Source organism: Spirillospora sp. NPDC048819 (assembly GCF_040650055.1).
In the GTDB taxonomy this organism is placed as follows: Bacteria; Actinomycetota; Actinomycetes; order Streptosporangiales; family Streptosporangiaceae; genus Spirillospora.
Map to the genome: position 1 here is coordinate 212467 of NZ_JBEZGN010000005.1, position 25044 is coordinate 237510.

A 25044-nucleotide genomic window follows, 5' to 3' on the forward strand; every position below is an offset into this window, starting at 1 on the left:
CCGGGGGCGGGGGTCACGGCGTCGTCTGCGGGCGGGCGCAGGCGGCCAGCAGCGCGAGGACGGCCAGGCCGGTGAGCGCGGCCGCCGCGCCGGCGGACCCCGCGTCGAAGAGCGCGCCGACGGCCAGGCCGCCGGCGAAGGCCACCATCCCGGCCAGGAACGACGACGTCCCGAGGTACGCGCCGACCCGTCCGGGCGGCGCGTGCCGGGCGACGACCTGGAAGATCGACGGCTGCAGGAGGCCCGCCCCCAGCCCGCTGAGGACGGCCGCGGTCAGCAGCCCCGCGACCCGCGCGGCGTCCCCGCCGGTCAGCCCGGTTCCGTCCAGCGGGACGAGCGCCAGGTATCCGGCGCCCGACAGGAGCAGCCCGGCACGCACGACGCGGGGACTGCCGGCCCGGCCGCCGGTGGCGCACCAGGGCTGGACGGCGGCGATCACGGCGGCGGCCGCGCAGAAGAACACCGTCGCCCAGCCGGAGCCGAAGCCCTTCAGCGGGACGACGGTCGTGGTCGCGGTCGCGAGCAGGGTGGAGGGGGCGACGACCACGGCGAACCGGAGGAACCGGCGGTCGCGGCCCACCGCGGCGAGGCTCCGCGCCAGCGTCCGGGGCTCCGGGGCGCCGGGCACGCGCGGGCCCGCGGGCAGCAGCAGGAAGAGGGCGGCGGCGATGCCCCACGCGGCCGCCGCGGCCGCCGCGAGGACGGGGAAGCCGCCGCCGGCCAGCAGCACCAGTCCGGCGGGCGGGCCGATCACCGCGGAGACGTGCCCGCTGATCAGGTAGGTCGCGTAGCCGCCCGGGCGGCGGGCGGGCGACAGTCCCGCGACCAGCGACTGGGCGGCGGGATGGTAGAGGGCGCCGCCGACACCGAGCAGGACGGCGGCGGCGGCCAGCCCGGCGATGCCGTCCGCCGTGCCCAGCAGCCCGAATCCGCCGGCGCGGATGACGCACGCGAGCGTCCCGGCCCGGGGCGCGCCGAGCGCGTCCGTCAGCGCCCCGACCGGCAGCAGCAGCGTGTACTGGATGAGGAGCCGGGTGCCGAGCACCAGGCCGATCGTCCCGGCGGCCAGGCCCACGCCGTCGCGCATATGGGCGACGACGTGCCCGAACACGGCGTAGAAGCCGAGTCCGATGGCGATCTGGATGGCGGCGACCACCAGGATGATCCGGCGGTCGGCGGATCTCCCGGCGGGCGCCTCCGGGCCGGGGGACGGGCCCCGGGCCGGGAGGGGACGCGCGGAGGCGTTGGTTCGGCCCGGGACCATCGCGCCTCTAGCCGGCCGGCCGCAGGGCGCGGACCAGGACGGCGGTGGCCTTGGCGATCGCCGCGCCGTCGGCGGCGCCGTCCGCCGTCCGCCGGTTGGTCGTCACCACGATGACCAGCGGCGCGCCGCCGGACGGGGGCCAGGCGACCGCGATGTCGTTCGCGGTTCCGTAGGTGCCGCCCGTGCCGGTCTTGTCGCCGGCCGTCCAGCCCGCCGGCAGCCCGGCGCGGATACGGTCGGCGCCCGTCTCGGAGGCCTTCATCCAGCCGATCAGGCGGGCCCGGTCGGCGGGCGCCAGCGCGTCCCCCGCGGTGAGCGCCCGGAGGCTGCGGGCCCAGGTGCGCGGCACGAGGGTGTCGCGCCGCTCGCCCGGCTTCCAGTCGTTGAGCGCGGTCTCCCAGCGGTCATGCCGGCTGAGCGGGTCGCCGAGCGAGCGGAAGAACGCGGTGTGCGCGGCGGGGCCGCCGATCTGCTTCAGCACCAGGTTCCCGGCGGTGTTGTCGCTGACGGTGATCGCCGCGTGGCAGAGTTCGGCGACGGTCATGCCGGTCTTCACGTGCTTCTCGGTGACGGGGGAGTAGTCGACGAGGTCGGTCTCCTCGTAGCGGATGACGCGGTCCATCAGGCCGGGATCCGAGCGGCGGGCCTTCTGCAGGACGGCGCCGCACACCAGGGCCTTGAACGTGGACAGGAACGGGAAGCGCTCGCCGGCGCGATACCCGACGGCGCGATCGCTGCCGGTATCGATCGCATACGCGCCGATGCGGACCTGGCGGGCCTTCTCGAGTGCGCGGAGTTGTGTGCTGACCGTGCCCTGGGACGGGGCGGGACGGTCCGTCCCCGCGTGCAGCGGAGCGGTGGCGCTCTGGGGCGTCGCGGTAGCGGCCCCGGTCTCCGGGCCGCCGCCGCATCCGGCGGTGGCGAAGAGGAGGGAGAGCGTCAGGCCGGTGGCTCCGAGGACGGTTCCGAGGCGGGTTGATCTCGTTCGCATGCGGTGAGCACACCAGAGCCGCGACGGCGATGTCCAATATTGATATTGGAGAAACATTGATATCCGTTTGAATATAGATATGGGGTGAACTGCGGATACGGCAGTACTACAGCCAGTCCCGGCGCTTGAAGATCAGGTAGAGGGTGACGCAGGAGACGACGATGATGACGGTACTGGTGATGAAACCGGAGCGGTCCTCGGCACCGGGGAACAGGACGTTCTGCCCATGGAAACCGGTGACGGCGGTCGGCACCGCGACGATCGCCGCCCAGCCCGCCAGCTTCTTCATCACCTCGTTAACCCGGTTGCTCTGCAGCGCGAGCCGCGTCTCCAGCAGGTCGGAGACGCGTTCGCGCACGGCGTCCGTCCACTCCGCGACGCGCCATGCGTGGTCGCCGACGTCCTGGAAGTAGGGCACCAGCGGCGGCGGGACGAGTCGCAGATCGCGGCGGAGCAGCGTGTTCAGGACGTCGCGCATGGGCAGCGCGATCCGCCGCAGGCCGGCCAGGGCCTTGCGCAGCCGGTAGCTGCGGCGCTGGATCTCCTTGACGGGGAACTCATCGCCGAACACCAGTTCCTCCACCGCGTCGGCCTCGTCGTCGAGTGCCTCGACGGCCTCCAGTTGCCGGTCCACGACCAGGTCGAGCATGCCGTGCAGCAGCCAGGAGGCGCCGGTGTCGCCCAGGTCGGCGCCGGCGGTCCCGTCCCAGCGCCGGACGAGTTCGTCGATGTCGAGGTCGGGGTTCTGCCGCACCGTGACCAGCGCACGCTCGGAGACGAACGCGGACAGCTCGTGCAGCGTGAGGTCGGTGCCGTCCAGGACGGGGATGTACACGTTGAGGAACGAGTACCCGTCGTAGCGGTCGAGCTTGGCCCGCTCGTCCCGGGAGACGGCGTCCTCCACCGCGACCGGGTCGAGTGCCAGTTCGTCGCTGATGACGTGGAGATCCTCGTGGCGCGGACCGCACAGGTCGAGCCACACGACGACGTCCGGCTGCCGCAGGTACTCGCGCAGCTCGTGGACGGGGAAACCCTCGGCTTGGAGCCTGCCGCCCCGCCACGCCCGCGTCCGTGGCGGCGCCGCGCCGATGCGGTTCGCCGGATGCGCCTCGATGTCGGTTTCAGACGGCCGGGCGGTCCGCGACGGCCGGGGCGATCGGGACGGACGGGGCGGACGAGAATCCATGGGCCGCTCATACCCGGCCTCGCCCGGCCCACGAGTCACCCGGTGCCGGCCGCCGGGGCCGCCGTGGAATCGCGGACGATCAGCTCGCCGGGCAGGACGCGGGGAGCGGGACGGCCGCCGGCGAGGAGGTCGAGCAGCGCCGTCATGCCCTGCGCGCCCAGCTCCTCCGCGGGGAGCCGGACGGTGGTCAGCTCGGGTTCCAGCGCGATCGCGAGCAGCACGTCGTCGAACCCGGTGACCGACAGGTCGGACGGGACGTCCAGGCCGCGCGCCCGCGCCGCCTTGTAGGCGCCCGCGGCGATCAGGTCGTCGTCGCAGACGAGCGCGGTCGGGCGGTCGGGGCCGTCCAGCAGCCGCCCGGCCGCCTCCTTGGCCGAGGTGACGTCGATCGCGCACGTGGACCGGGTCAGCCGGCCGCCGGGCAGGGCGGCGACGGCGGCGGCGAGGGCGCCGGCGCGGGCGTGGAACGTCCACTGGTCGACGGCGGCGGCCACATGCCCGATCCGGCGGTGGCCGAGGCCCGTGAGGTGGCCGGCGATCGCGCGCATCCCGTCGGCGACGCCGAAGTCGACCGTGGGCACGCCGAAGTCGACCGTGGGGACGCCGGCTGCGGCGACGGAGCCGCCGGAGCGGGCGGCGGGGCCGCTGTCGAGCATCACCGCGGGCGTCTCCCGGAACCGGCCGAGCGTCTCCACGGCCATCGAGGACGCGAGGATCCCGTCGATCGCCTCGTCCGGCGCCGCGAACGGGCTGTCGGCGGGCCCGGCCGCGTCGTCCGGCCACGTCGAGACGACGACGCCGAAGCCGTGCCGCGCCGCGACCCGCGCCGCGCCCGTGTAGACGGGGCCGAAGAACGGCGCGGTCAGGGTCGGGACCATCAGCAGGACGGTCCGGGTGGTGCCGAGCCGCAGGTTCCGGGCGGCCTGGTTGGGCCGGTAGCCGAGGCGTTCGGCCGCGCCGCGCACGCTGTGCGCGGTGGCGGGGGAGACCCGGCCCCGCCATTTGCCGCCGAGCACGAGCGAGACCGTGGACTGCGAGACCCCGGCCTCGTGAGCCACGTCCTTGCTGGTAGGACGGCCGACTAAGGACACCTGCGCCTCCCTGCGGAGTGGTTCGGGACCAACGCGGACCGGATTGGGTCCAATTCAGACTAGAGCCGGACGCCTCCGAAGTGGTACGTATGACCCTGGGCGTAATACGTATGACTGGATCTTCGGGGGCCTCGATGCGCGGCTATGTCGTCTTCCTGCGGAGGCCGTATGCGGGAAGGCTGCTCGGCGGCACCCTCCTCGGCCGGCTGCCCAACGGCATGGGGATGCTCGCCGTCGTGCTGCACATCCGCGCGGACGGCGGCGGATACCCCCTCGCCGGGACGCTCGCCGCGGTCTTCGGCCTCGCGACGGCCGCGGGCCAGCCCGTCCTCGGCCGCGCCATGGACCGGCTCGGCCAGCCGCGCGTCCTGCTTCCGGCCGCGTGCGTCGCCGCCGCCGGCTTCGGCCTCCTCGCCGTCGTCGGCGCCGAACCGCTGCCGGTCGCCGTCATCGCGGCGGTCGTCGCCGGGTTCGCCACCCCGCCGCTGGAGGCCGGGCTGCGCGCCCTGTGGCCGGACGTCCTGGACGGCCAGGAGCAGGTCGACGCCGCGTACGCGCTGGACGCCGCCGCCCAGGAGATCCTCTTCACCGTCGGCCCGCTGCTCGTCGTCGCCGCGGCCGTCGTGAACACCGAGGCGGCGCTGCTGCTCACCGGCGCGTTCGGCATCGCCGGGACGCTGGTCGTCGCGCTGTCCGGGCCGTCGCGCAGATGGCGGGGCCGGCCGCGCGCCGCAGACTGGGCCGGGCCGCTGCGGTCCCCGGGGCTGCGGATCCTGCTGCTGTCGCTCGCCTGCGCCGGCATCGCGCTCGGCGTCTACGCGGTCGCCGTCGTCGCCTACGCCGAACGGTACGGCCGCGACCTGGCGTCCGGGCTCCTGCTGGCCTGCATGGCGGGCGGCGCGCTCGTGGGAGGGCTCGTCTACGGCGCCCGGCCATGGGCGGGCGAGCCGCACCGGCGGCTGGCGTGGCTGCTCGCCGCGCTCGCCGCCGGGTACATCCCGCTCGTCCTCGCGCCCGGCCTGCCGGTCATGTCGCTGCTCGCGTTCGTCAGCGGCGTCTTCCTCGCGCCCGTGCTGGCGTGCAGCTTCGCGCTCGTCGACCGGCTCGCGCCGAGCGGGACCGTCACCGAGGCCTTCGCGTGGGTCGTCGCGGCGGTCGGCGCCGGCGGCTCCGTCGGCTCCTTCGTCTCCGGCGTCGGGCAGGACGTCGCGGGCGTCCCGGGCGCGTTCGCCGGGGCCGGAATCGGCGGTGTCCTCGCCCTGGCGCTCTGCCTTCTCGGCGCCCGGACGCTCCGCCCCCGCACAGCGCCCGCCCTCACCGCCGAGGCCACGGCCTGAACGCGCCGCGGACCGTCACACCCAGGACCGGAACCAGATCCGTTCGTGCCAGTCGTCGTAGGGGATCGTCTGCGCCGACAGGATCGGATGGAAGTACGCGAAGTTCGCCAGCACCACCAGCAGGAACGCCCCGGCGGCCGCGGCGCCGATCAGCCGCCGCATCCCCGCCGCCTGGACTGCCTCCGGCCGGTGCGCACCGGACGGCCCGAACGCGTCGGGACCGGGTGAGCCGGGTCCATACGCATCGTCGTAACCGTCCTCGCCCGGACGGGCCGCGTGCGCGCCCCCCACCGCGGCGGGTGCCGACCCTATCAGGTACCCCATGACGAGGACGATCGCCAGCACCATGAACGGGATCACCGGCGTCGCGTAGAACAGGAACATCGTGCGCTCGCTGAACGCCGACGGGAACCAGGTCAGCCAGCCGGCGAGGAACCCGAGCAGGATCGCCCCGGCCCGCCAGTCCCGCAGCATGACCCAGATGAACGCGACGGCGATCAGCGCGACCAGCGCGCCCCACCACAGCGCGGGCGTGCCGATCCCGAGGATCTCGCGGGAGCAGCGCCCCGCCTCGCCGCAGGCGTTCTTCGGCTCGGTGTAGAAGAACGCGACCGGACGCCGCAGGATCGGCCAGTCCCACGGCCACGACTGGTACGGGTGCTTGTCGTCCAGCCCGCTGTGGAAACCGAGGATCTGCCCGTGGTAGCGCCACAGGTCCGGCAGGGCCTCGAACGGCCGCCACAGCGGATTGCCGGACACGTCGCCGCGTCCCCAGCCGCCGGGCCTGAAGATCCAGCCCCACCAGGTCGCCACGTAGGTGACCAGCCCCACCACGACGATCTGGACGAACGCGGGAACCGCCTCCAGCAGCATCGTCCCGGCGAACGGCGCCCGGACCCCGGCCGCGCGGCGGGCGCCGTAGTCCCACAGCACCACCATCAGCCCGAACGCGGCGACATAGAAGACGCCCGTCCACTTGGTGGCGCAGGCCAGCCCGAGGCAGATCCCCGCGCCGTACCGCCAGCCGTGCGCGAGGAACGGCCCGTAGACCGAGGCGTCCCCGCGTTCGATCTTCTCGGCGAGGACGCGGCGGGAGCGGTCGCGGTCGTTCACCAGGCACGCGAACCCGGCGAGGACCCAGAACATCACGAAGATGTCGAGCAGCGCCGCGCGGCTGGTCACGAAGTGCAGGCCGTCCAGCGCCAGCAGCAACCCGGCGGCGCAGCCGAGCAGCGTCGAGCCGGTCATCCGGCGGGCGACCCGGCACAGGATCAGCACCGACAGCGTCCCGACGAGGGCGGCCATGAACCGCCACCCGAACGGCGTCGCGCCGAAGATCCACTCGCCGATCGCGATCATCCACTTGCCGAACGGCGGGTGCGCCACGAACGCGGCGCCCTCGCCCCAGATGTCGGCGTTCTGGTCGGCGATCAGCATCTTGTCGGCGTTCTCGACGGTGTTGTGCTCCCAGCCGAACTCCAGCAGCGCCAGGGCGTCCTTGGCGTAGTAGGTCTCGTCGAAGACGACCGTCTTCGGCGTCCCCAGCCCGTCGAAACGCAGGTAGCCCGCGAACAGCGTCACGAGCAGCGGGCCCAGCCAGGCCAGCAGCGGGCTGCCCGGGATCGCGGGCGCGAGCCACTCCCGGAGCGGGGGCGGCCTTCGCCGGGACCCAACGGCCGGGGCGGGGACCAGATCCGTTGTCGCCATTGGGCGAGTTTATTGCGTCGCCCAAGCCGCAAGGCGCCTCATGGGCTTTCGCGGGTCCCCCCGCTGGGAGAATGGGAGCGTGATGGGGACCCTGCTGCTTGCGGCCGCGCCGATCGGGCGGGCCGAGGACGCGTCCGTGCGGCTCCGCGCCGCGCTGGCGGACGCCCCGGTCATCGCGGCGGAGGACACCCGGCGCCTGCGGCGCCTCGCGGGCGACCTCGGCGTGGAGCTCACCGCGCGCATCGTGTCGTACTACGACCAGAACGAGAAGGCCAGGGCGGCGGAGCTGCTGGAGGAGCTGCTGTCCGGGCGGGACGTCCTCGTGATCACCGACGCGGGGATGCCGGGCGTGTCGGACCCCGGATACCGGCTCGTCCGCGCGGCGATCGGCGAAGGGGTGCCGATCTCGGTGCTGCCCGGGCCGTCCGCCGTCACGACCGCGCTGGTGGTGTCGGGCCTGCCCACCGACCGGTTCTGCTTCGAGGGCTTCCCGCCGCGCAAACCGGGCGAGCGGTCCCGGCGGCTGGCCGCGCTGGCCGGCGAGCCGCGCACGATGGTGTTCTTCGAGTCGCCGCGCCGGCTGCCCGGCACGCTCACCGCGATGGCGGACGCGTTCGGCGCCGGCCGTCCGGCCGCCGTCTGCCGGGAGCTGACCAAGACCTACGAGGAGGTCCGCCGGGGGACGCTCGGCGACCTGGCGGCGTGGGCGGACGACGGCGTCCGCGGCGAGATCACGCTGGTGGTCGGCGGCGCGCCCGAGCCGGAGGGGCTGTCGGATCCGGCCGACCTCGCGGCCGCCGTCGCCGCGCGGGTGGACGCCGGGACGCCCCGCAAGCAGGCCATCGTGGACGTCGCCAAGGAGAACGGCACCCCGAAACGCGTGGTCTACGACGCCGTCGTCCAGGCGAAGAAGTAACCCCGCCGGACGCGGTCCTGCTGGCAGCGCGGCTGGGAAATGCTGGCAGTGCCGCTAGGAAACTGACCGGCTTCGGAGCGATCCAATCGGCTCGTCCTGGGAATAACGTGGAAGCGGCGGACGGCGGGCGCGGTGTGCGCCCGTCACGGGCCTTCCGCGGACGGGGAACACGGATCCGTGGAAGGCGACATGTGGGAGAGGGCGTCACCGAGGGGGTGATGGCCGTGCGGGAGGCATGGTCGACCCATGAAGCGTGGGTCTTCGAGTGTCTGAACTGCTCGACGACCTGGAACGAGGAGCTGGAGGTCCGCCACTGCGGTGACGGGCACGGGCACGAGGCCGTCATCTACGAGCGCGGTGGGCACCCCTGCATGACGCCCTGGATGGACCGGTGCTGCCCCCGCTGCCAGAGCCAGAACGTCAAGGCGCTGTCGGCGGTACCGGCCAAGCGGGGCGAGGTGCCGGAGGCGCGCAGCGGCGACGACGTGGCGATGGTGTTCCACCTCCGCCGCCTGCACGCCTGGTAGCCGCGCACGCCTGGTGGCCGCGGCCGGGCTCACTTGGCCGCGGCCGGGCTTACTTGGCCGCGACCTCCGGGATCTTGGGCTCGGCGGGTTCGGCCGGGACCTCGGGCGCGTCCGGGGCCGCGGCCGTGCCCGAACCGGCCCCGCGCCGCAGCCGGCGTCCCCACCCGGCGACCGTGCCGCGGACCTCCGGCGCGAACGCCATCCCGGCGGCGAGCGCCGCCAGCGGGACGGCGGGCAGGATGTACCGGTAGTCGAACTCGGCGGTGGCCGCCGGGGCCAGCAGCAGCCCGGTCGCGAGCGTCCACGGCAGCAGCGCCGGGCCGCCGAAGCGCCGCCACAGCGGCACGAGCCCGGCGAGGCCGATGAGCAGGATGCCGCCGACCATCGTCCCGCGCAGGTAGAAGACGTCCTGGTAGCCGCGGGCGACACCGGCGAACGGCTCGACGACCCGGGTCTCGGCGTCGCCGTTCTCGTACGCCTTCGCCTCGGCGGACGCGATCGAGTTGCCGTCCATCTTCCAGTCGGGAAGCGTCCTGCTGGTGGTCGTGCGGAACTCGTACTGCCGGTAGGTGTCCGGGTCGGGGAACACCGTCCGCTCCCACCGGAAGACCCGGAAGAAGTCGTAGGCGACCACCTGCAGGTAGTCGGCGGGCTGCGCGATGATCGCCCGCTTGGCGAAGTCGTTGCCGAGCGCGTTGTTCTCGGGGCCGAACCGCGTGCCGGTGTAGCGGTTCAGCGGGGACTGGGCGTTCCAGATGCCGTCCTGGGAGTTGGGCAGCCGGTTCGCCGGCTCGGTGCACAGCGGGTACTCGCGGACCGGCAGGTCGTCCATCCGGTGGCAGTCGGCGAACTTGTAGACCCGCGCGTACAGGAAGATCCCGTTGCTCTCGGTGATCGCGAACTTGTCGCTGTCGAGCTTGTACCAGCCCATGTAGGACAGGACGGGCAGCATGCAGGCCGCCAGCGTGACGCCCATCATCTTCCAGCCGCTGCGCCGGATCAGCATGAACACCAGCACGCCGAGCAGGACCGGCATCCCGACCGAGCGGGTCAGCCAGGACAGCCCGACGATCAGCCCGACCGCCGCCGCGATCCGCCAGGACGGGCGGTCGTGCCAGAGCAGCAGCGTGACCGCGCTCATCACCAGGAACATGAACATCGTGTCGGACAGCACCAGGTGCTCGAGCTGCAGTTGGTAGGCGTCCAGCAGGACGGGCGCGGCGGCGAGCGCGGCGCCCCAGCCGGGCAGCCGGAACTTTCGCCGCAGCAGCGCGTAGATCATCACGCCCATGGCCAGGCCCATGAGGTGCTGGACGGCGGCGACGAGCGCGAAGCTGTGGAACGGCTTGAGCAGCAGGAGCAGGAAGGCGTACCCGTCGGGACGCAGCGGGTGCGGGTACGGGTCGGTCGCGACGTGCAGGTAGTCGAAGCTGTCGTTGAAGAACATCACCGGCTGGTAGCCGAGCATCGCGACGACCCGGAGCAGCGCCGCTATGGCAATGATCACACTGAAGGCCGGATGCCGGCGAGCCAGCGTCCACAGCCCGCGGGCGCGTCGCCGGCGTCCGGAATCCGCGCTCTCGTCAGGCGTGTCGCCGCCTGGGCCTGGCCCGTCGCCGGTGTCCGCGGTGCGCACCGGACCGGACTGGGGGTCGGGTCGTATGGCCGATTTCGGCCCGTCCTTAATGCCGTCGGCCGATTTTCCGGCGGTCGTCGTCCCACCGGGCGTGTCGCGGCGTGCCGCGGTGTCCGCCACGCCCGGCCGCAAGGCGGGGGTGACCTCGGCGGATCCGTCCCCGGCGCCCGCGTCGCCGCCGCCCCCCGCGTCGCCGCCCGACGTGTCCCCGCGCGACGCAGGGCCGTCGAGCGCCGTGCCCGGCGCCGTGCCGAGGGCCGTGCCCTGCGGCGATTCGCCCGCCACTGCCGCACCTCCCCTTCGGTGTCCGGCCCCCGGTCCGGTGGCACTGCGTTCTCCGGCGCGCGTCACAGCCGACCCAACCTTTCCGGGCCGCTGTGCCCGTATGCTTGACGTCCTAGCCTGCCGCCCGCGACCGTGGCGGAGAGGGTCTTTCGGTTGCAAGTGAGCAACACGATACGGGTGCTCTTGACGAGAGCGGCCATCATTACCCGTCCCCGGCAGGCATCATGAACTGACGACGGGCCGCCCCGCGGAACCCAAGAGATTAGTGGAAAACACCGCAGACGGTCACCAGGGGTAACGAAGGAGATCGCGTGGAACTCTCCGTAGTGATGCCATGCCTGAACGAGGCCGAGACGGTCGAGACCTGCGTCCGCAAGACGATCGGCTTCTTCGAGGACAAGGGCATCGACGGCGAGGTGGTCATCGCCGACAACGGCAGCACCGACGGCAGCCAGCAGCTCGCCCGCGACGCGGGGGCCCGGGTCGTGCCGGTGATCGACAAGGGTTACGGCAACGCCCTGATGGGCGGGATCGCCGCCGCGCGCGGCCGGTACGTCGCCATGGGCGACGCCGACGACTCCTACGACTTCGCCACCCTCGGGCCGTTCCTCGACGAACTGCGCGACGGCGCCGACCTCGTCATGGGCAACCGCTTCAAGGGCGGCATCGCCGACGGGGCCATGCCGCCGCTGCACCGCTACCTCGGCAACCCGGTGCTCAGCTTCGTCGGCCGGCTGTTCTTCGGCAGCAAGAGCGGCGACTTCCACTGCGGGCTGCGCGCCTTCGACAAGGACGCGATCCTGCGGCTCGGGCTGCAGACCGGCGGCATGGAGTTCGCCAGCGAGATGGTCGTCAAGGCGACCCTGCAGGGATACGACATCCGCGAGGTCCCGACGACGCTGTCGCCGGACGGCCGGACGCGTGCCCCGCACCTGAACACCTGGCGTGACGGGTGGCGTCATCTCCGCTTCCTCATGCTCTACAGCCCGCGCTGGCTGTTCCTTATCCCCGGTCTCGTCTTCATGACTCTCGGACTCGTCGCCGGAATCGCGCTGTCGACCGGGCCGGTCACCGTCGGGGAGATCGCGTTCGACGTCGACACCCTCGTCGGCGCCGGCGCCGCGCTGGTCATCGGCTTCCAGGCGGTGCTGTTCGCGCTGCTGACGAAGGTGTACGCGATGCAGGAGGGATTCCTGCCGCACGACGGCCGCGTCCAGAAGATCATCGACTGGTGGAGCCTGGAACGCGGGCTCCTGCTCGGCGGGCTGCTCGCGGCCGCCGGTCTGGCCGGTCTCGTCGCGTCGCTGCTGCACTGGCGGGTCAACAGCTTCGGCGAACTGGACCCGCGCGAGTCGCTGCGCATCGTCGTCCCCGCCGCGACCGCGCTCGTGATGAGCTTCCAGGCCATCTTCGCCTCGCTGTTCGTCAGCATCCTCGGCATCCGCCGCCGCCAGCACCCGCCGCTCACCGACGCGGCCGAGGAGGCCGCCGGGGTCGTGGACGCCGCCGCGCAGAAGGTCGCCAAGGGCGAGGCCGAGGACGCCGCGGCAGCCGCCGAGAAGACCGAGGCGGAGAAGGTCCCCGCGGGGAAGGCCGCCGCGGCGAAGGTCCCCGCCGGGCGCGCCGCAGCGAAGACGGGCGTGCGGGCGCCCAAGGGCGACGGCGACGAGGACGGCCCGTCCGGGAGTTGACGGACGGCCCGCCACGCGGAGCGCCGCGGGTGCCCCGGCGAATGATCGTCACCAGCTGAGATCGCGCCAGGGCACACCGTGGCGAATTCCGACAAGTCCCTGAGTGTTCCCCCGACCCGGGCCGGTGCCCCGCCCGGGCTGTGCCAGGCTTTGACTCGCGAGGGATCTTCGTTTTTCTGCCAGTCCGTGCCCGGGGGGCCCGTACGTCGATGAGCACGCGAATACCGGCGGACGCCGGCACCACGTCCCCGGCCGTCGCACGCCCACCCGTCGCCCCCGCCGATCCGGCCGCCGCCCGCGCCGGGACGAGCCGCCGCCGCTGGGCCTGGCTGTTCGCCCTCGGCTGGATCGCGCAGGTCGCGGTGCGGCTCTGGCTGAGCTCGGGGCAGACGGTGCCGGTGGCGACACCGGACGAGTCCGGCTACCTGTTCGCCGCCCGCGTCCTGACCGGCGGACCCGACGCCGACATGTCGTCCGGGACGATCTACCGGGGCGGATACCCGCTGCTGCTGACGCCCGCGTTCTGGTTCGGCGACGACCCGGTCGGCGTCTACCGCGGCGCCCTGTTCATCAACGCGCTGGTCAGCGCGGCGATGCTGCCGCTGGCCTTCCTGCTGCTGCGCCGCCTTCGGGTCCGCCGGCGCTGGTCGTACGTCTTCGCGCACGTGACGGCGATGCTGCCGAGCGTCCTGTTCTACTCCGCGTTCGTCCTGACCGACGCGATCCTGCCGCTGATCCTGACCGGCTGGCTGCTGCTCGTCCACACCTGGCTGAACGCCCCGCCCCCGGCGGACCGCCGCTCGGCCGCCCGCCTGCACCTGGCCGGGACGGGCGCGTCGCTCCTCGCCGCCTACGCCTACGCCTGCCATTCGCGCGGCGCGATCCTGCTGGTCGTGCACGCGGCGCTGCTGGCGGCCGCACTGCTGCTCCGGTGGCGGTCGTGGCGGGGCGTGTCCGCCGCCGCGCTCGCCGCAGCGGCCGGGACGGCCGCGGCGACGCTGCTGAACCGTTCGCTGCTCCCGCACATGTACCCGCACGGCGACAACGACCTCGGCGGCAACGTCGCCCGGCGGCTCACCAGCGTGGACGGGTGGGCCTGGATGCTGTCGCTCGGGACCGGCCAGGTCTGGTACCAGGCCGTCGCCACCGGCGGCATGGCCGCGGTCGGCCTCGTCGCCGTCGCGTTCGTCGCGATCCGCCCCGCCGCCGCAGCGTCCGCCCTGTCGATCACACCCGGCACACCCGGCACACCCGGCACGCCCGGCGCGCCCGGCGCGCCCGGCGCGCATGCGTCCGGCACCTCGGGCGCGTCCGGCACCTCGGGCGCGTCCGGGCGGACGCGGGCGCTTGCGCTCGCCGTCGTCGCGATCGTGGCGGGCATCGCGTTCGCCACCTCGGCGGCCCTGCCGGTCGAGTACCGCATCGGCAACTACGTGTACGGCCGCTACCTCGCCTGCATCACGCCGGTCCTGTTCATCGCCGGCGTCGCGGTCCTGCTGCGCGCGTCGCAGCGGGCGCTGCTGTGGGCGTCGGCCGCGGCGGTCACCCTGACGCTCACCGCCGCGTGCATCGTCCAGTGGTACGCGGGCGACCTGCTCACCCAGTACACCTACACGGCCTACGACTTTCCCGAGACGGCGTTCCTCACCTGGGACTGGACGGCGTTCCGCCTGTGGCACGCCACCCTGGCCGGCCTGGTGCTGCTCTTCGCGTCCGTCGTGTTCGTCCGGCTGCGGCGCCGCGGCCCGCTGCTGCTCGCGGTCGTGCTGGCGGTCGTCGCCGTGGGGATGTGCCTCACCGCCACCGACCGCATCGCGCGCCCGCTCGTGCGCGATGCGACCGCGCACACCGACATCCGGCCGAGCGTCGACCTGCCCGCCCAGCGGTCCATCGCCATCGACTGGAACGTCCCGTGGACGATCCGGCTCTCGCACTACTACTGGGCGTGGTGGAGCGAGGGCGGCGTCTTCAACGCCCGGTGGACCCCGCCGCCGCAGAACGCGGACGTCGTCGTCCTGGCGTGGCCGAAGGACGTCCCCGCGACCGCGTCCTGGCCGCACGGCGCCCCGCCCGGCTGGCGCGTCGTCGACAGCCGCCGCACCGTCGAAGGCGACTGGGTCGCCTGGTCCCGCTAGTCCTCCGGAGGCGAGGGCGGCGGGTTCCAGATCTGGAGGACGCCGTCGGAGGAGCGCCACATCAGCGTCCAGCCCTGCTCGGTGGACGGCCGCCAGCCGCCGCCGATCTGCGACTCCATGCCGCGCCAGCGGGTGTAGAGCATCGGGCCCTCGGTCGCGTTCCTCGGCACCTTCGGCAGGTAGTGCGGGAAGTCGCGGATCTCGCCGCGCCACACCGGGTCGCCCCACACGTCCCGCGTGTAGAACGTGAGGGTCTGCGCGAGCCGCCGGTCCGCGCAGATCAGCGTGAGCTCGCGGTGCTCGCCGATGTAGCCGCGCAACTCGTCCCACGCCGTGTCGCGCGGCAGGTCGGGGACGGCGCGGACGGCGGCGGCCGCGTACGCTCCGCCGAGCGCGACCGGCACGGTGCCGACGAGCACGACGGCGAGCGGGCGCAGCCGGGACATGAGCCCGGCGGGCAGCATCCGCAGCATCAGGATCAGCGACCCGAACCCGCCGGCGAGGAGCGCGGGCAGCACCGCGAACCAGTACCGCTGCAGCCACGCCCGCAGCTTGATGTCGTTCGGGTCGAGGACGCCGGAGAACAGCGTCAGCGGGACGGCGAGCGTGAAGAACCACACCAGCACCAGTGCGAGCCGCCGGTCGCGGGTGACGGCCCAGCCGACGATCGTGAGCGCCAGCGCGACGGTGAAGACGAGGCCGAGCGGATGCCAGTCGTGCATCGCGCGCGTGAACGAGCGGAGCGCGAGTTCGCGCGTCACGTAGTCGCGGGACTGGCCGCCGTGCGTGGCGGCCGACACCAGGCCGGCGAGGGGCGTCCCCCAGACCAGCTGGTTGTGGACGAGGTTGACCACCAGGATCGCGAGCATCGGCGCGCCGACCGTGACGTTGCGCCGCCACGGGATCCGCAGCAGCGCCAGGTACACCGGGATGGCGAGGAACAGGAACGCCAGGAACTCCCGGACCAGGAACGACGCGCCGAGGAACACCCCGGCGGCCAGCAGCATGCGGGTCTGCGCCCGCCCGGTCCTGCGGCTCGCGACGACGAGGCCGGCCATCCCGATCGCGAACAGCCCGGCGCCCGGCATGTCCGGCAGCACCACCCCGGTCGACCAGGTGATCTCGTGGCCGAACGGGTTCGTCATCGTGAAGAACGGGTGGACGAGCAGGATCGCCGCGGACGCCAGCCCCGCCGCGTCCCCGAACAGCGACCGGACGACCAGGTACGTCCCGGCGAAGAACGCGCAGCCGCCGAGCGCCGCGACGGCGAAGTAGCCGGCCTCGCCGGGCCCGAGAACCTCCTGGACGAGCCGCGCGGGCAGCACCAGGCCGATCCGGGTGACCTGGTGGGGGACCTCGTCGTACGGCCACGTCGTGAGCGGGATGTCGGGCCAGGAGCGGGCGGCGAGCCACACGTAGTACGGGTCGAAGTACAGCGGCGGCGTCATGATCACCCACTGCACGAGCACCGCGGACGCCGCCACCAGCAGGGTCAGCCACACCACCCGGCGCGTCCGCCGCAACCGGGAGATCACACGCCCGGTCAGCGACCGCCCGTGTCCGCCGGGGCTCCGGTCCTCTCCCGCTCCCGCCGCCTGCGCGACGCCCTGCTGGTCGGCCTGCTGGTCGGCCTGCGTGTGGGCCATGCCTCGCTTCTGCCTTCCAGCGTCGTGCGACTCGCGGAGCCTGCTCTTACGGGGCGGGCGTCCCGCCGGGACGCCGGACCAGGCTACTCGCGTACATGGGCCCCCGTGACGCGACTACCCTTGATTCCATGTCCTCGTCAAGCCGTCACATCTTGACCGCGCCCGCATGGCCGTACGCCAACGGGCCCCGTCACATCGGGCACGTCTCCGGTTTCGCGCTGCCCGCCGACATGTTCGCCCGCTACCAGCGGATGGCGGGCAACAAGGTCCTGATGGTCAGCGGCACCGACGAGCACGGCACCCCGATCCAGGTGCAGGCCGACAAGGAGGGCGTGACCGCCCGCGAGCTCGCCGACCGCTACAACGGCGTCATCGCCGAAGACCTGCACGGCCTCGGCATGTCCTACGACCTGTTCACCCGCACCACCACGCTGAACCACTACGCGGTCGTCCAGGAGATCTTCAAGGGCCTGCACGACAACGGCTACATCTTCCCGCAGAAGACGATGGGCGCGATCTCGCCGTCCACCGGCCGCACGCTCCCGGACCGCTACATCGAGGGCACCTGCCCGATCTGCGGGTACGACGGGGCGCGCGGCGACCAGTGCGACAACTGCGGCAACCAGCTCGACCCCGTCGACCTGATCAACCCGGTGTCCCGGATCAACGGGGAGAAGCCGAAGTTCGTCGAGACCGAGCACTTCATGCTCGACCTGCCCGCGTTCACCGAGGTCCTCGGCCGGTACCTGCGCGGCAAGCAGGGCGGGTCGCTGGCGTGGCGGCCGAACGTGCTGAAGTTCGCGCTGAACCTGCTGGACGACCTGCAGCCGCGGGCGATCAGCCGCGACCTCGACTGGGGCGTGCCGATCCCGCTGGACGGCTGGCGCGACAACCCGGCCAAGAAGCTGTACGTGTGGTTCGACGCGGTCGTCGGGTACTTCTCGGCGTCCGTCGAGTGGGCGCGGCGCGCGGGCGACCCGGAGGCGTGGCGCGCCTGGTGGCAGGACCCGGATGCCCTGTCGTACTACTTCATGGGCAAGGACAACATCGTCTTCCACGCCGAGATCTGGCCGGCGATGCTGCTCGGCTACTCCGGCCAGGGCGACAAGGGCGGCACGGCCGGTTCGCTCGGGGCGCTGAACGTGCCGACGGAGGTCGTGTCGTCGGAGTTCCTGACGATGGAGGGCAAGAAGTTCTCCTCGTCCCGCCAGGTCGTCATCTACGTGCAGGACTTCCTTGAGCGCTACGACGTCGACGCGCTGCGCTACTACGTCGCGATCGCCGGGCCGGAGAACCAGGACACCGACTTCACGTGGGCGGAGTTCGTCCGCCGCAACAACGACGAGCTGGTCGCCGCGTGGGGCAACCTCGTCAACCGCTCGGTGAACATGGCGGCGAAGAACTTCGGCGCGGTCCCGGAGGCGGGCGACCTCACCGACGCCGACCGGGCGCTGATGGAGCGCAGCCGCAACGCGTTCCGGGCGGTGGGCGCCGAACTCGAACGGTCCCGGTTCAAGAACGCGATCACCGAGGCGCTGGACGTCGTCCGCGACGCCAACCGGTACCTGTCGGACCAGGCGCCGTGGAAGCTGAAGGACGACCCGGCCCGCGTCCAGTCGATCCTGCACACCGCGCTGCAGGTCGTCGACGACGCCAAGACGCTGCTGACGCCGTTCCTGCCGAACTCGTCGCAGAAGGTGTACGAGATGCTCGGCGGGCGGGGCGTGTGGAGCGGCATGCCGGACCTGAAGACGGTCTCCGAGGAGGGCGGGCCGGACTACCGCATCCTGACCGGCGACTACGCCACGGAGGCGCGCTGGGAGTCGATGCCGATCAAGCCGGGCGTTCCGCTGACCAAACCGACGCCGCTGTTCAAGAAGCTCGACACGTCCGTGGTCGAGGAGGAACTCGCCCGGCTGGAGAACCGGTGAGCCCCGACGGGGACGGGCAGAGCTCACGCTCGTTCCCGCCGCTTCCCGAACGCCTTCCGGTCGACGTGTTCGACAGCCACTGCCACCTCGACATCGTCGACACGCCGGTGCAGGAGCAGCTCAGGTCGGCGAAGGCGGCGGGCGTCGCCCGGATCGTCACGATCGGCTGCGACCTGCCGTCGTCGCGTTTCGCGGTGGAGGCCGCCGGCGAGTTCGACGAGGTGTATGCGGCGGTGGCGATCCACCCGAACGAGACGACCGGGGTGTCCGCCGCCGTCCTCGACGACGTCGAGCGGCTGGCGGCGCACCCGAAGGTCCGCGCCATCGGCGAGACGGGCCTGGACTACTACCGCGACTGGGCGCCGAAGGACGACCAGCACCGCGCGTTTCGTGCGCACATCGCGATCGCCAAGCGGACCGGCAAGGCGCTGGTCATCCACGACCGCGACGCCCACGACGACGTGCTCGGCGTCCTGAGCGAGGAGGGCGCGCCCGACAAGGTCGTCTTCCACTGCTATTCGGGCGACGCCGCCATGGCGGAGATCTGCGTCGAGCACGGCTACGTGATGAGCTTCGCGGGCAACGTCACGTTCAAGAACGCCGAGCCGCTCCGCGAGGCCCTGAAGGCGGCCCCGCTCGACCTGCTGCTGGTGGAGACCGACGCGCCGTTCCTGACGCCCATCCCGCACCGGGGCAAGCCGAACGCCTCGTACCTGATCCCGCACACGGTGCGGGCGATGGCGGAGGTGAAGGGCGTGGACGTGGCCGAGTTGTGCACCGCGATCGCCGCGAACGGAGAACGCGTCTTCGGTCCCTGGTGAGCCCCCCCGGTCCGGGGCGGGCGGGTGTCAGCCGGCGTCAGTCGATGTTGACGAACTTGATGAGGACGAGGGCGATGGCGGCGTTCCGCAGGAGCGGCGGCACGCCGTCCTCGATCCGCAGCACCCGCCGGCGGCGGAGCTTGGCGGCGGTGGCGGCCGGCCTGTCGCCGGCGTCGCGGACCTCCAGCGTCGTCATGTTGCCGTTCTCAGCGGGCCCGGCGGTGCCGACACCGGCACCGGCGGGGTCCAGCAGCCGGTAGCGGAAGGGGCCCCGCTCGGTGTCCGGGCGGATGAGCAGCCTCGGGGCGCCCGACGGGTCGAGCAGCACGTGCTCGGGGTGCAGCCCGCGGTCGGAGCGGTGCTCCAGATGCATCAGCGGCCGGCCGGCGGCGTCCACCACGGGCTGGAACCGGTGCAGGCTGTCGCGCGACCCCAGCGTCGGCTGGTCACGGGTGTACGGGGGGCGGCCCGGCAACTGGAGGCGCCGGTGGCCGGGCGGGGGCTCCAGGCTCGTGGTGACGGTGGCGTACGGGGAGCCGTCCGGGCGGCGGACCCCTTCGCTTTCGGAGATCACGAGGACGTCGCCGGACGCGGTGAGCAGCGATTCGGCGAGCCTTCGCCCGGGGAGGATGAACCGCCGGCGGGTCCAGGCGAACAGGAACGTGAAGAGCAGGATCGGCAGCAGGCTGAGGAAGTAGTTCCATGAGCCGCCCCACCCGTTCGCGTGGGGGCCCAGCGGGCCGATCCGGACGGGGACGGCGTCGTCGTCGCGGCCATGGGTCTGGTCGTAGTCGAGCCCGTAGATCTCGCCCTCGCCGCGCTCTCCGTCCTCGGTGCGCCAGGTGCCGTGGCAGGTCGCGGTGGTCGGCCGCGGCCCCCCGCCGCCCCCGGAGCATTCGGCGACGGTGGCGGTGGCGCGCTCGCCGCCGGTGAACGTGTACGCCAGGACGGCCGGATAGAACGCCCAGGCGCAGAAGACGATGACGAAGAGCCCGGTGATCAGAAGTCGGCGGCGCATGATCCTGGGACGTGGCCTCTCACGGGGAGGTTCCGCGGCGGTGCGGCTGAGCGGGCCTGCCGGCCGCTGCGAGCCACCGGACCACGGGCCGGTAGCCTAGCGTTCCGTTTCCGGATCAATCGGGTTCTGTGGCGATTTCCGGGGTGCGGCGGGGGCGCATGTGGGTGATGAGGTGGCGGAGGACGGGCGGGTGGCTCTAATCTCTGGCCGTTGAGCGGGCGCCCCCGAGCCCGGCCCCCCTGGAGGAAACCCGTGCCTTGGAAACCCGTGCCCCCGAACCCCGTGCCCCGGAACAGGGCGCTTTGGAGCAGGGGGCGCCGCGGCTCCCTGGCTCCCGCGGTGCCCGTCCTGGTGGCGGCCGCGCTGCTGGCGGGCTGCGGCGGAGGCGGGACGGACCCGAAGAGCATGGCCGCCGCTGACGCCCCCCGCACCAGCGCGCCCGCGCCGCGCCAGGTCCTCATCGTGGTCGACGGCGAGAAGACGCAGACGATGACGACCGGCACCACCGTCCGGGAGGTCCTCGACCAGGCCAAGATCACACTTAACCCGTACGACCTGGTCAAACCGGCGGTCGACCAGCCCGCCGGGGACCTTGTGAAGATCGTGCGGCTGCTGTCGAAGCCGAAGCTGAAGACCGTCAAGACGCCCGCCAAGACGATCCGCAAGAGCAGTTCCTCCGTGCCGCCGTGGAGCGAGAAGGTGCTGCGCGAGGGCAAGCCCGGAATCAAGGTGATTCAGTGGGCGTACGTCCCGCGCAAGGACAAGAAGGGCAAGACCAGGAGGGTCGCGAAGGTCCTCGCGCAGAAGGTGAAGCGCAAGCCCGTCGCGCGGATCCTCGCCGTCGGCCCGAAGTCGGCGGGCAGCGGCGCAGCCGCCGGGCTGAACTGGCGCGGGCTGGCCAAATGCGAGTCCGGCAACAACCCGAAGGCCGTGAACCCGGCCGGGTACTACGGGCTCTACCAGTTCTCCATGGCCACGTGGCAGTCGGTCGGCGGCAAGGGCCGGCCGTCCGACGCCAGTGCGGGCGAGCAGACCTACCGGGCGCAGCTCCTCTACAAGAAGGTGAACGGCCGCTGGCAGGGGCAGTGGCCCAACTGCGGCAAGTTCCTGTTCTCCTGAGCTGGGACACTTGTCTTGTGGGGGAGACATCGAGCCTGCTCGGGCCGGCGGACGTGCGGGAGCTGGCAGAGCGGCTGGGCATCAGGCCGACCAAGACGCTCGGGCAGAATTTCGTCATCGACGCCAACACCGTCCGGCGGATCGTCCGGGCCGCCGGGCTGAGCCCGGACGACGTCGTCATCGAGGTCGGGCCCGGGCTCGGATCGCTCACGCTGGGGCTGCTGGCGGAGGCACGGCGCGTCGTCGCCGTGGAGATCGACGCGACGCTCGCCGCCGAGCTGCCCGCCACGGCCGCGGCGCGGGCCCCGGGCCGCGCGGAACGGCTGGAGGTCGTGCACGCCGACGCGATGAAGATCACAGATCTTCCGGGGCCGGGCCCCACGGCGCTCGTCGCGAACCTGCCCTACAACGTCGCGGTGCCGGTCGTCCTGCACCTGCTGGCGACCCTGCCGTCGCTGCGTTCCGCGCTGGTCATGGTGCAGGCCGAGGTCGCCGACCGGATGGTCGCGCCGCCCGGCGGCCGGATCTACGGCGTGCCGTCGGTGAAGCTCGCCTGGTTCGGCGAGGCGCGCCGCGCCGGGGCGGTCGGGCGGGCGGTGTTCTGGCCCGCCCCGAACGTGGACTCGGGGCTCGTCGCGTTCACCCGACGTGAGCCGCCGCCGACCACGGCGACCCGCGAGCAGGTGTTCGCGGTGATCGACGCCGCGTTCGGGCAGCGCCGCAAGACGCTGCGCGCGGCCCTCGCCGGCTGGGCCGGATCCCCGGCCGCCGCCGAGGAGGCGCTGCGCGCCGCGGGCGTCGACCCGCGCGCGCGGGGCGAAGCTCTGGACGTGGCCGCCTTCGCCCGCATTGCCGAGTATGGTCCTTCAGTCCGGGCAGTTGATCCCGAGGCTCCCTAGATGTGTTTTTGAAGCTGGTGCGCAATGCGGCCGGCGTGTTACGAGGTGGACTGGGCGACACATCGCTCCGGGGACACCGACATCGGTACAAGCGGAGGTCGATGGTGAAGGCGCGTTCGCGGACGGCGCGGGCGAGGTTGCCGATCGCGGGGACGGCCCTGCTCGCCACCGCGGCGATGATCGCGACGGTGGCGGCGGGCTGCGGTGACGGCGCGGGCGCGGCACCGACGATCACGACGACGGCGCGGGCGGGCGTGGCGCCGGTCCCGCCGGAGGAGGGCGCCTACTTCGGGGCCTGGGTGCCGCCGGAGGAGTCCGCGAAGCCGTCCGGGTCCCCGACCGAGTCCCCGTCCGGGTCCCCTTCCGAGTCGCCGCCGGGTTCACCGTCCGGCGATGAGGCCGGCAAGCCGGGCATGGCGCCGATCGCCCGCTTCGAGGGGGAACTCGGGCGGCGGCTCGACGTCGTGCACAGCTACCGCGGCTGGACGTCCGACTTCCCGGCGGGGCTGGAGAAGTCCGTCGTCGACGGCAACCGCTACCTGCTGCTGACCTGGGGCGGCGCCGACACCAGGAAGATCGTCCAGGGTGAGTACGACGCGCTGATCCAGCGGCGCGCCCGCGCCGTCAAGGACCTCGGCAAGCCGATCTTCCTGCGCTGGTCGCGGAACATGGACGCGGCGCCCGCGAGGAAGCAGGTCCACTCGCCCGCGGACTTCATCGCCGCGTGGAAGCACCTGCGGCGGATCTTCGAACAGGAGCGGGTCCAGAACGTCGCCTGGGTGTGGTGCCCCACCGCCCGCGGGTTCGGCGGCGCCGACGGCGCCGGCGTCTTCTATCCCGGCGACGACCACGTCGACTGGATCTGCGCCGACGCCCGGACCGGCGGGTCCGACTACCGCGACCTGTCGGAGGACGTGAAGTCGTTCATGGAGTGGGCGCGGGAACGTCCCAAGCCCATCATGATCGCCGAGTTCGGCGTGCCGCGGTCCTACGGTGAGCGCCGCGCCGAATGGTTCCGTGAGGCGGCCAAGACGCTCCAGGACCCGCAGGTCAAGGCCGTCGTCTACTTCAACTCCGACGAGCAGGCCGAGAACGCCCGCGACAAGCGCCGCGCCTACTCGGTGACCGGTGACAAGCACGCCGTCTCCGCGCTCCGCGAGCTCGCCACGACCCCCTACTTCAACCCCCGCAACCTGCCGGTGACCAGCGGCGGCTGACCCGCGGGCGGTGTGAGTCGCGGGGGGACGTGCCCGGGAAATATCAACAGGCCGTAGGGTTTCGGGCGTGAGCGCAGTGACCGTACGCGTCCCCGCCAAGGTCAACCTTCAGCTCGGCGTGGGGCCGATCCGCGATGACGGCTACCACGACCTCGTCAACGTGTTCCACGCCGTGTCCCTGTTCGACGAGGTCACCGCCGCGCATGCCGGGCGGCTGGAGGTGCGCGTCCAGGCCGCCCCGCACTCGCGGGTCGCGGTCGAAGGCGTCCCCGACGACGACGACAACCTCGCCGCCAGGGCCGCCAGGCTCGTCGCCGCGCGGCTGGACGTCGAGCCGAACGTCGCGCTCCGGATCCGCAAGGCCATCCCCGTCGCGGGCGGCATGGCGGGCGGCAGCGCCGACGCCGCCGCCGCGCTCGTCGCCTGCGCGCGGCTGTGGGACGACCGGGAGCAGCCCGTTCTCGGCAGGGACGACCTGATGGAGCTCGGCGCGGAGATCGGCAGCGACGTCCCGTTCGCCGTCCTCGGCGGCACCGCGGTCGGTGTCGGACGCGGCGAGCGCCTCACCTCCGCCCTCACCCGCGGAACCTTCCACTGGGTGTTCGCGACGGCCGACGGCGGCCTGTCCACCCCCGCCGTCTACGCCGAATGCGACCGGATCCGCGAGGCCGAAGGGGAGGGCGCGCCGCGGCCGGGCGTGTCCGAGGAGCTGATGACCGCGCTCGCCACCGGTGACGCCAAGGGCCTCGGCGCCGCCCTGACCAACGACCTGCAGCCCGCCGCGCTGTCGCTGCGGCCGTCGCTGGACCGCGTCCTGGACGCCGGCCGCGACCTCGGCGCGGTCGGCGCTGTCGTCTCCGGGTCCGGCCCCACCTGCGCGTTCCTCGCCGAGACCGAGGAGGACGCGGCCGGTATCGCGGGCGCGCTGGACGGTACGGGCGTCGCCGCGCAGGTGCTGCGGGCCTCGGGTCCCGTCCCGGGCGCGACCGTCGTGTGACGAAATGTGACGGTGTGTGACGAAATGTGACGGGTGTGACCGGCGTGGTCCGGCGGAGGCGGCCGGCCGCGCGGGCGGACGCGGTAGCTGCGCTCGTCACACAAGCGAACTTCGGGCCCGCGGCGGGCGTCTTGTACCCGTGACACCGATTCCCTCCGACGAGGTGGACCGATGACGTACCTGTCCGGGCTGATGGCCCTTGTGGCGGTCGCGATGATGGCGACGCTCCTCCTGCTGGCCGTGCGCCGCGACCGCGCGCTCCGCCGCGACGCGCCCGGTTCGGTGGCGGCGCGGCGGCGGCAGGCCACTACCCTTGGGGCACGGAGCGAGGGCGGGCCGGCATCGCCCCCGGCCGTCCGGTGAGTCCCTCGGATCTGTGAGGCCCGCTTGATGTCGTTCGCCGCGCTGCTGGTCGGAATCGTCCTGCTGGTCCTGCTGATCGCCGTGGTGGTCGTAGTGGTCATCGTCGCCGCGTCGTCGAGCCGGAAGAGGAACCAGAGCCTCCCGCCCGGATACGGCCCGCCTGGGAACCCGCCACCCGGGCACGGCCCTCCGGGGTACGTCCCGCCCGGATACGGCCCCCCGCAGGGACAGGGGCCCCCGCCGGGGCCGCCTCCCGGGCCTTGAGCA

Annotated in this window: 21 protein-coding genes; 13 read left to right on the plus strand and 8 right to left on the minus strand. The window is 73.0% G+C overall.

Features of this window, described 5'->3' with window-relative positions; genetic code table 11:
• Positions 1–13: 13 nt before the first annotated feature.
• The 4 genes from AB0C35_RS10300 to AB0C35_RS10315 all read right to left on the minus strand — a co-directional run bounded on the left by AB0C35_RS10300 (position 14) and on the right by AB0C35_RS10315 (position 4532).
• A complete protein-coding gene (locus AB0C35_RS10300; RefSeq protein ID WP_358452756.1) occupies positions 14–1264 on the minus strand; it encodes an MFS transporter in 1251 nt (416 codons plus the stop codon).
• A gap of 7 nt (positions 1265–1271) precedes the next feature.
• Positions 1272–2255: a class A beta-lactamase gene (gene bla / locus AB0C35_RS10305; protein ID WP_358452758.1), complete on the minus strand. Its 984-nt coding sequence runs from the start codon at positions 2253–2255 to the stop codon at positions 1272–1274.
• A 106-nt stretch (positions 2256–2361) separates the two neighbouring features.
• Positions 2362–3441 carry a magnesium transporter CorA family protein gene (locus AB0C35_RS10310; RefSeq protein ID WP_358452760.1) on the minus strand — a complete coding sequence of 360 codons (1080 nt, stop codon included), beginning with the start codon at positions 3439–3441 and terminating at the stop codon, positions 2362–2364.
• Positions 3442–3476: 35 nt separating this feature from the next.
• Positions 3477–4532 carry a LacI family DNA-binding transcriptional regulator gene (locus tag AB0C35_RS10315; protein ID WP_358452762.1) on the minus strand — a complete coding sequence of 352 codons (1056 nt, stop codon included), beginning with the start codon at positions 4530–4532 and terminating at the stop codon, positions 3477–3479.
• 134 nt (positions 4533–4666) lie between these two features.
• Between AB0C35_RS10315 and AB0C35_RS10320 the strand changes: the two genes are divergently transcribed.
• Positions 4667–5869, plus strand: coding sequence for an MFS transporter (locus AB0C35_RS10320; protein WP_358452764.1), 1203 nt, complete (start codon positions 4667–4669; stop codon positions 5867–5869).
• Positions 5870–5884: 15 nt separating this feature from the next.
• On the opposite strand, the gene AB0C35_RS10325 is transcribed toward AB0C35_RS10320, so the two are convergent.
• Complete coding sequence (locus AB0C35_RS10325; RefSeq protein WP_358452766.1) at positions 5885–7576, minus strand: phospholipid carrier-dependent glycosyltransferase; 1692 nt, start codon at positions 7574–7576, stop codon at positions 5885–5887.
• An 82-nt stretch (positions 7577–7658) separates the two neighbouring features.
• On the opposite strand from AB0C35_RS10325, the gene rsmI reads away from it, so the two are divergent.
• Both rsmI and AB0C35_RS10335 read left to right on the plus strand, forming a co-directional pair.
• Positions 7659–8492, plus strand: a complete 834-nt coding sequence (rsmI, locus tag AB0C35_RS10330) for a 16S rRNA (cytidine(1402)-2'-O)-methyltransferase (protein WP_358452909.1) — start codon at positions 7659–7661, stop codon at positions 8490–8492.
• 191 nt (positions 8493–8683) lie between these two features.
• Positions 8684–9019 (plus strand): hypothetical protein, encoded by a 336-nt coding sequence (locus AB0C35_RS10335; protein WP_358452768.1) that lies wholly within the window; start codon positions 8684–8686, stop codon positions 9017–9019.
• Positions 9020–9068: 49 nt separating this feature from the next.
• Here the strand turns inward: AB0C35_RS10335 and AB0C35_RS10340 are convergent, their stop codons facing one another.
• A complete protein-coding gene (locus tag AB0C35_RS10340) occupies positions 9069–10940 on the minus strand; it encodes a glycosyltransferase family 39 protein (protein ID WP_358452770.1) in 1872 nt (623 codons plus the stop codon).
• A gap of 311 nt (positions 10941–11251) precedes the next feature.
• Here AB0C35_RS10340 and AB0C35_RS10345 point away from each other — a divergent pair, with 311 nt between their 5' ends.
• A complete protein-coding gene (locus tag AB0C35_RS10345) occupies positions 11252–12631 on the plus strand; it encodes a glycosyltransferase family 2 protein (RefSeq protein WP_358452772.1) in 1380 nt (459 codons plus the stop codon).
• Positions 12632–12840: 209 nt separating this feature from the next.
• Entirely contained in the window at positions 12841–14766 is a 1926-nt protein-coding gene (locus tag AB0C35_RS10350; RefSeq protein WP_358452774.1) for a hypothetical protein, read from the plus strand.
• Here AB0C35_RS10350 and AB0C35_RS10355 read toward each other — a convergent pair.
• Entirely contained in the window at positions 14763–16412 is a 1650-nt protein-coding gene (locus AB0C35_RS10355; protein WP_358452776.1) for a glycosyltransferase family 39 protein, read from the minus strand. The genes AB0C35_RS10350 and AB0C35_RS10355 overlap by 4 nt on opposite strands.
• A gap of 128 nt (positions 16413–16540) precedes the next feature.
• On the opposite strand from AB0C35_RS10355, the gene metG reads away from it, so the two are divergent.
• Together metG and AB0C35_RS10365 are read left to right on the plus strand one after the other, a co-directional pair.
• On the plus strand, positions 16541–18343 hold the full coding sequence (gene metG, locus AB0C35_RS10360) for a methionine--tRNA ligase (RefSeq protein ID WP_358452778.1): 1803 nt from the start codon (positions 16541–16543) through the stop codon (positions 18341–18343).
• Entirely contained in the window at positions 18340–19164 is an 825-nt protein-coding gene (locus AB0C35_RS10365; RefSeq protein WP_358452780.1) for a TatD family hydrolase, read from the plus strand. The genes metG and AB0C35_RS10365 overlap by 4 nt, the downstream gene beginning before the upstream one ends.
• Before the next feature lie 37 nt (positions 19165–19201).
• On the opposite strand, the gene AB0C35_RS10370 is transcribed toward AB0C35_RS10365, so the two are convergent.
• Complete coding sequence (locus AB0C35_RS10370) at positions 19202–20182, minus strand: hypothetical protein (protein ID WP_358452782.1); 981 nt, start codon at positions 20180–20182, stop codon at positions 19202–19204.
• A 339-nt stretch (positions 20183–20521) separates the two neighbouring features.
• Between AB0C35_RS10370 and AB0C35_RS10375 the strand changes: the two genes are divergently transcribed.
• From AB0C35_RS10375 to AB0C35_RS10400, 6 genes are all read left to right on the plus strand, one after another.
• Positions 20522–21301 carry a transglycosylase family protein gene (locus AB0C35_RS10375; protein WP_358452784.1) on the plus strand — a complete coding sequence of 260 codons (780 nt, stop codon included), beginning with the start codon at positions 20522–20524 and terminating at the stop codon, positions 21299–21301.
• A gap of 17 nt (positions 21302–21318) precedes the next feature.
• The gene (gene rsmA / locus AB0C35_RS10380; protein ID WP_358452786.1) at positions 21319–22200 is read left to right on the plus strand and encodes a 16S rRNA (adenine(1518)-N(6)/adenine(1519)-N(6))-dimethyltransferase RsmA; all 882 of its coding nucleotides are present in this window, start codon (positions 21319–21321) and stop codon (positions 22198–22200) included.
• 104 nt (positions 22201–22304) lie between these two features.
• Positions 22305–23417 (plus strand): hypothetical protein, encoded by a 1113-nt coding sequence (locus AB0C35_RS10385; protein WP_358452788.1) that lies wholly within the window; start codon positions 22305–22307, stop codon positions 23415–23417.
• A gap of 76 nt (positions 23418–23493) precedes the next feature.
• On the plus strand, positions 23494–24414 hold the full coding sequence (locus tag AB0C35_RS10390) for a 4-(cytidine 5'-diphospho)-2-C-methyl-D-erythritol kinase (protein WP_358452911.1): 921 nt from the start codon (positions 23494–23496) through the stop codon (positions 24412–24414).
• A 171-nt stretch (positions 24415–24585) separates the two neighbouring features.
• Positions 24586–24777, plus strand: a complete 192-nt coding sequence (locus AB0C35_RS10395) for a hypothetical protein (RefSeq protein ID WP_358452790.1) — start codon at positions 24586–24588, stop codon at positions 24775–24777.
• Positions 24778–24804: 27 nt separating this feature from the next.
• Positions 24805–25041 carry a hypothetical protein gene (locus AB0C35_RS10400; protein WP_358452791.1) on the plus strand — a complete coding sequence of 79 codons (237 nt, stop codon included), beginning with the start codon at positions 24805–24807 and terminating at the stop codon, positions 25039–25041.
• The last annotated feature ends 3 nt before the right edge of the window (positions 25042–25044 follow it).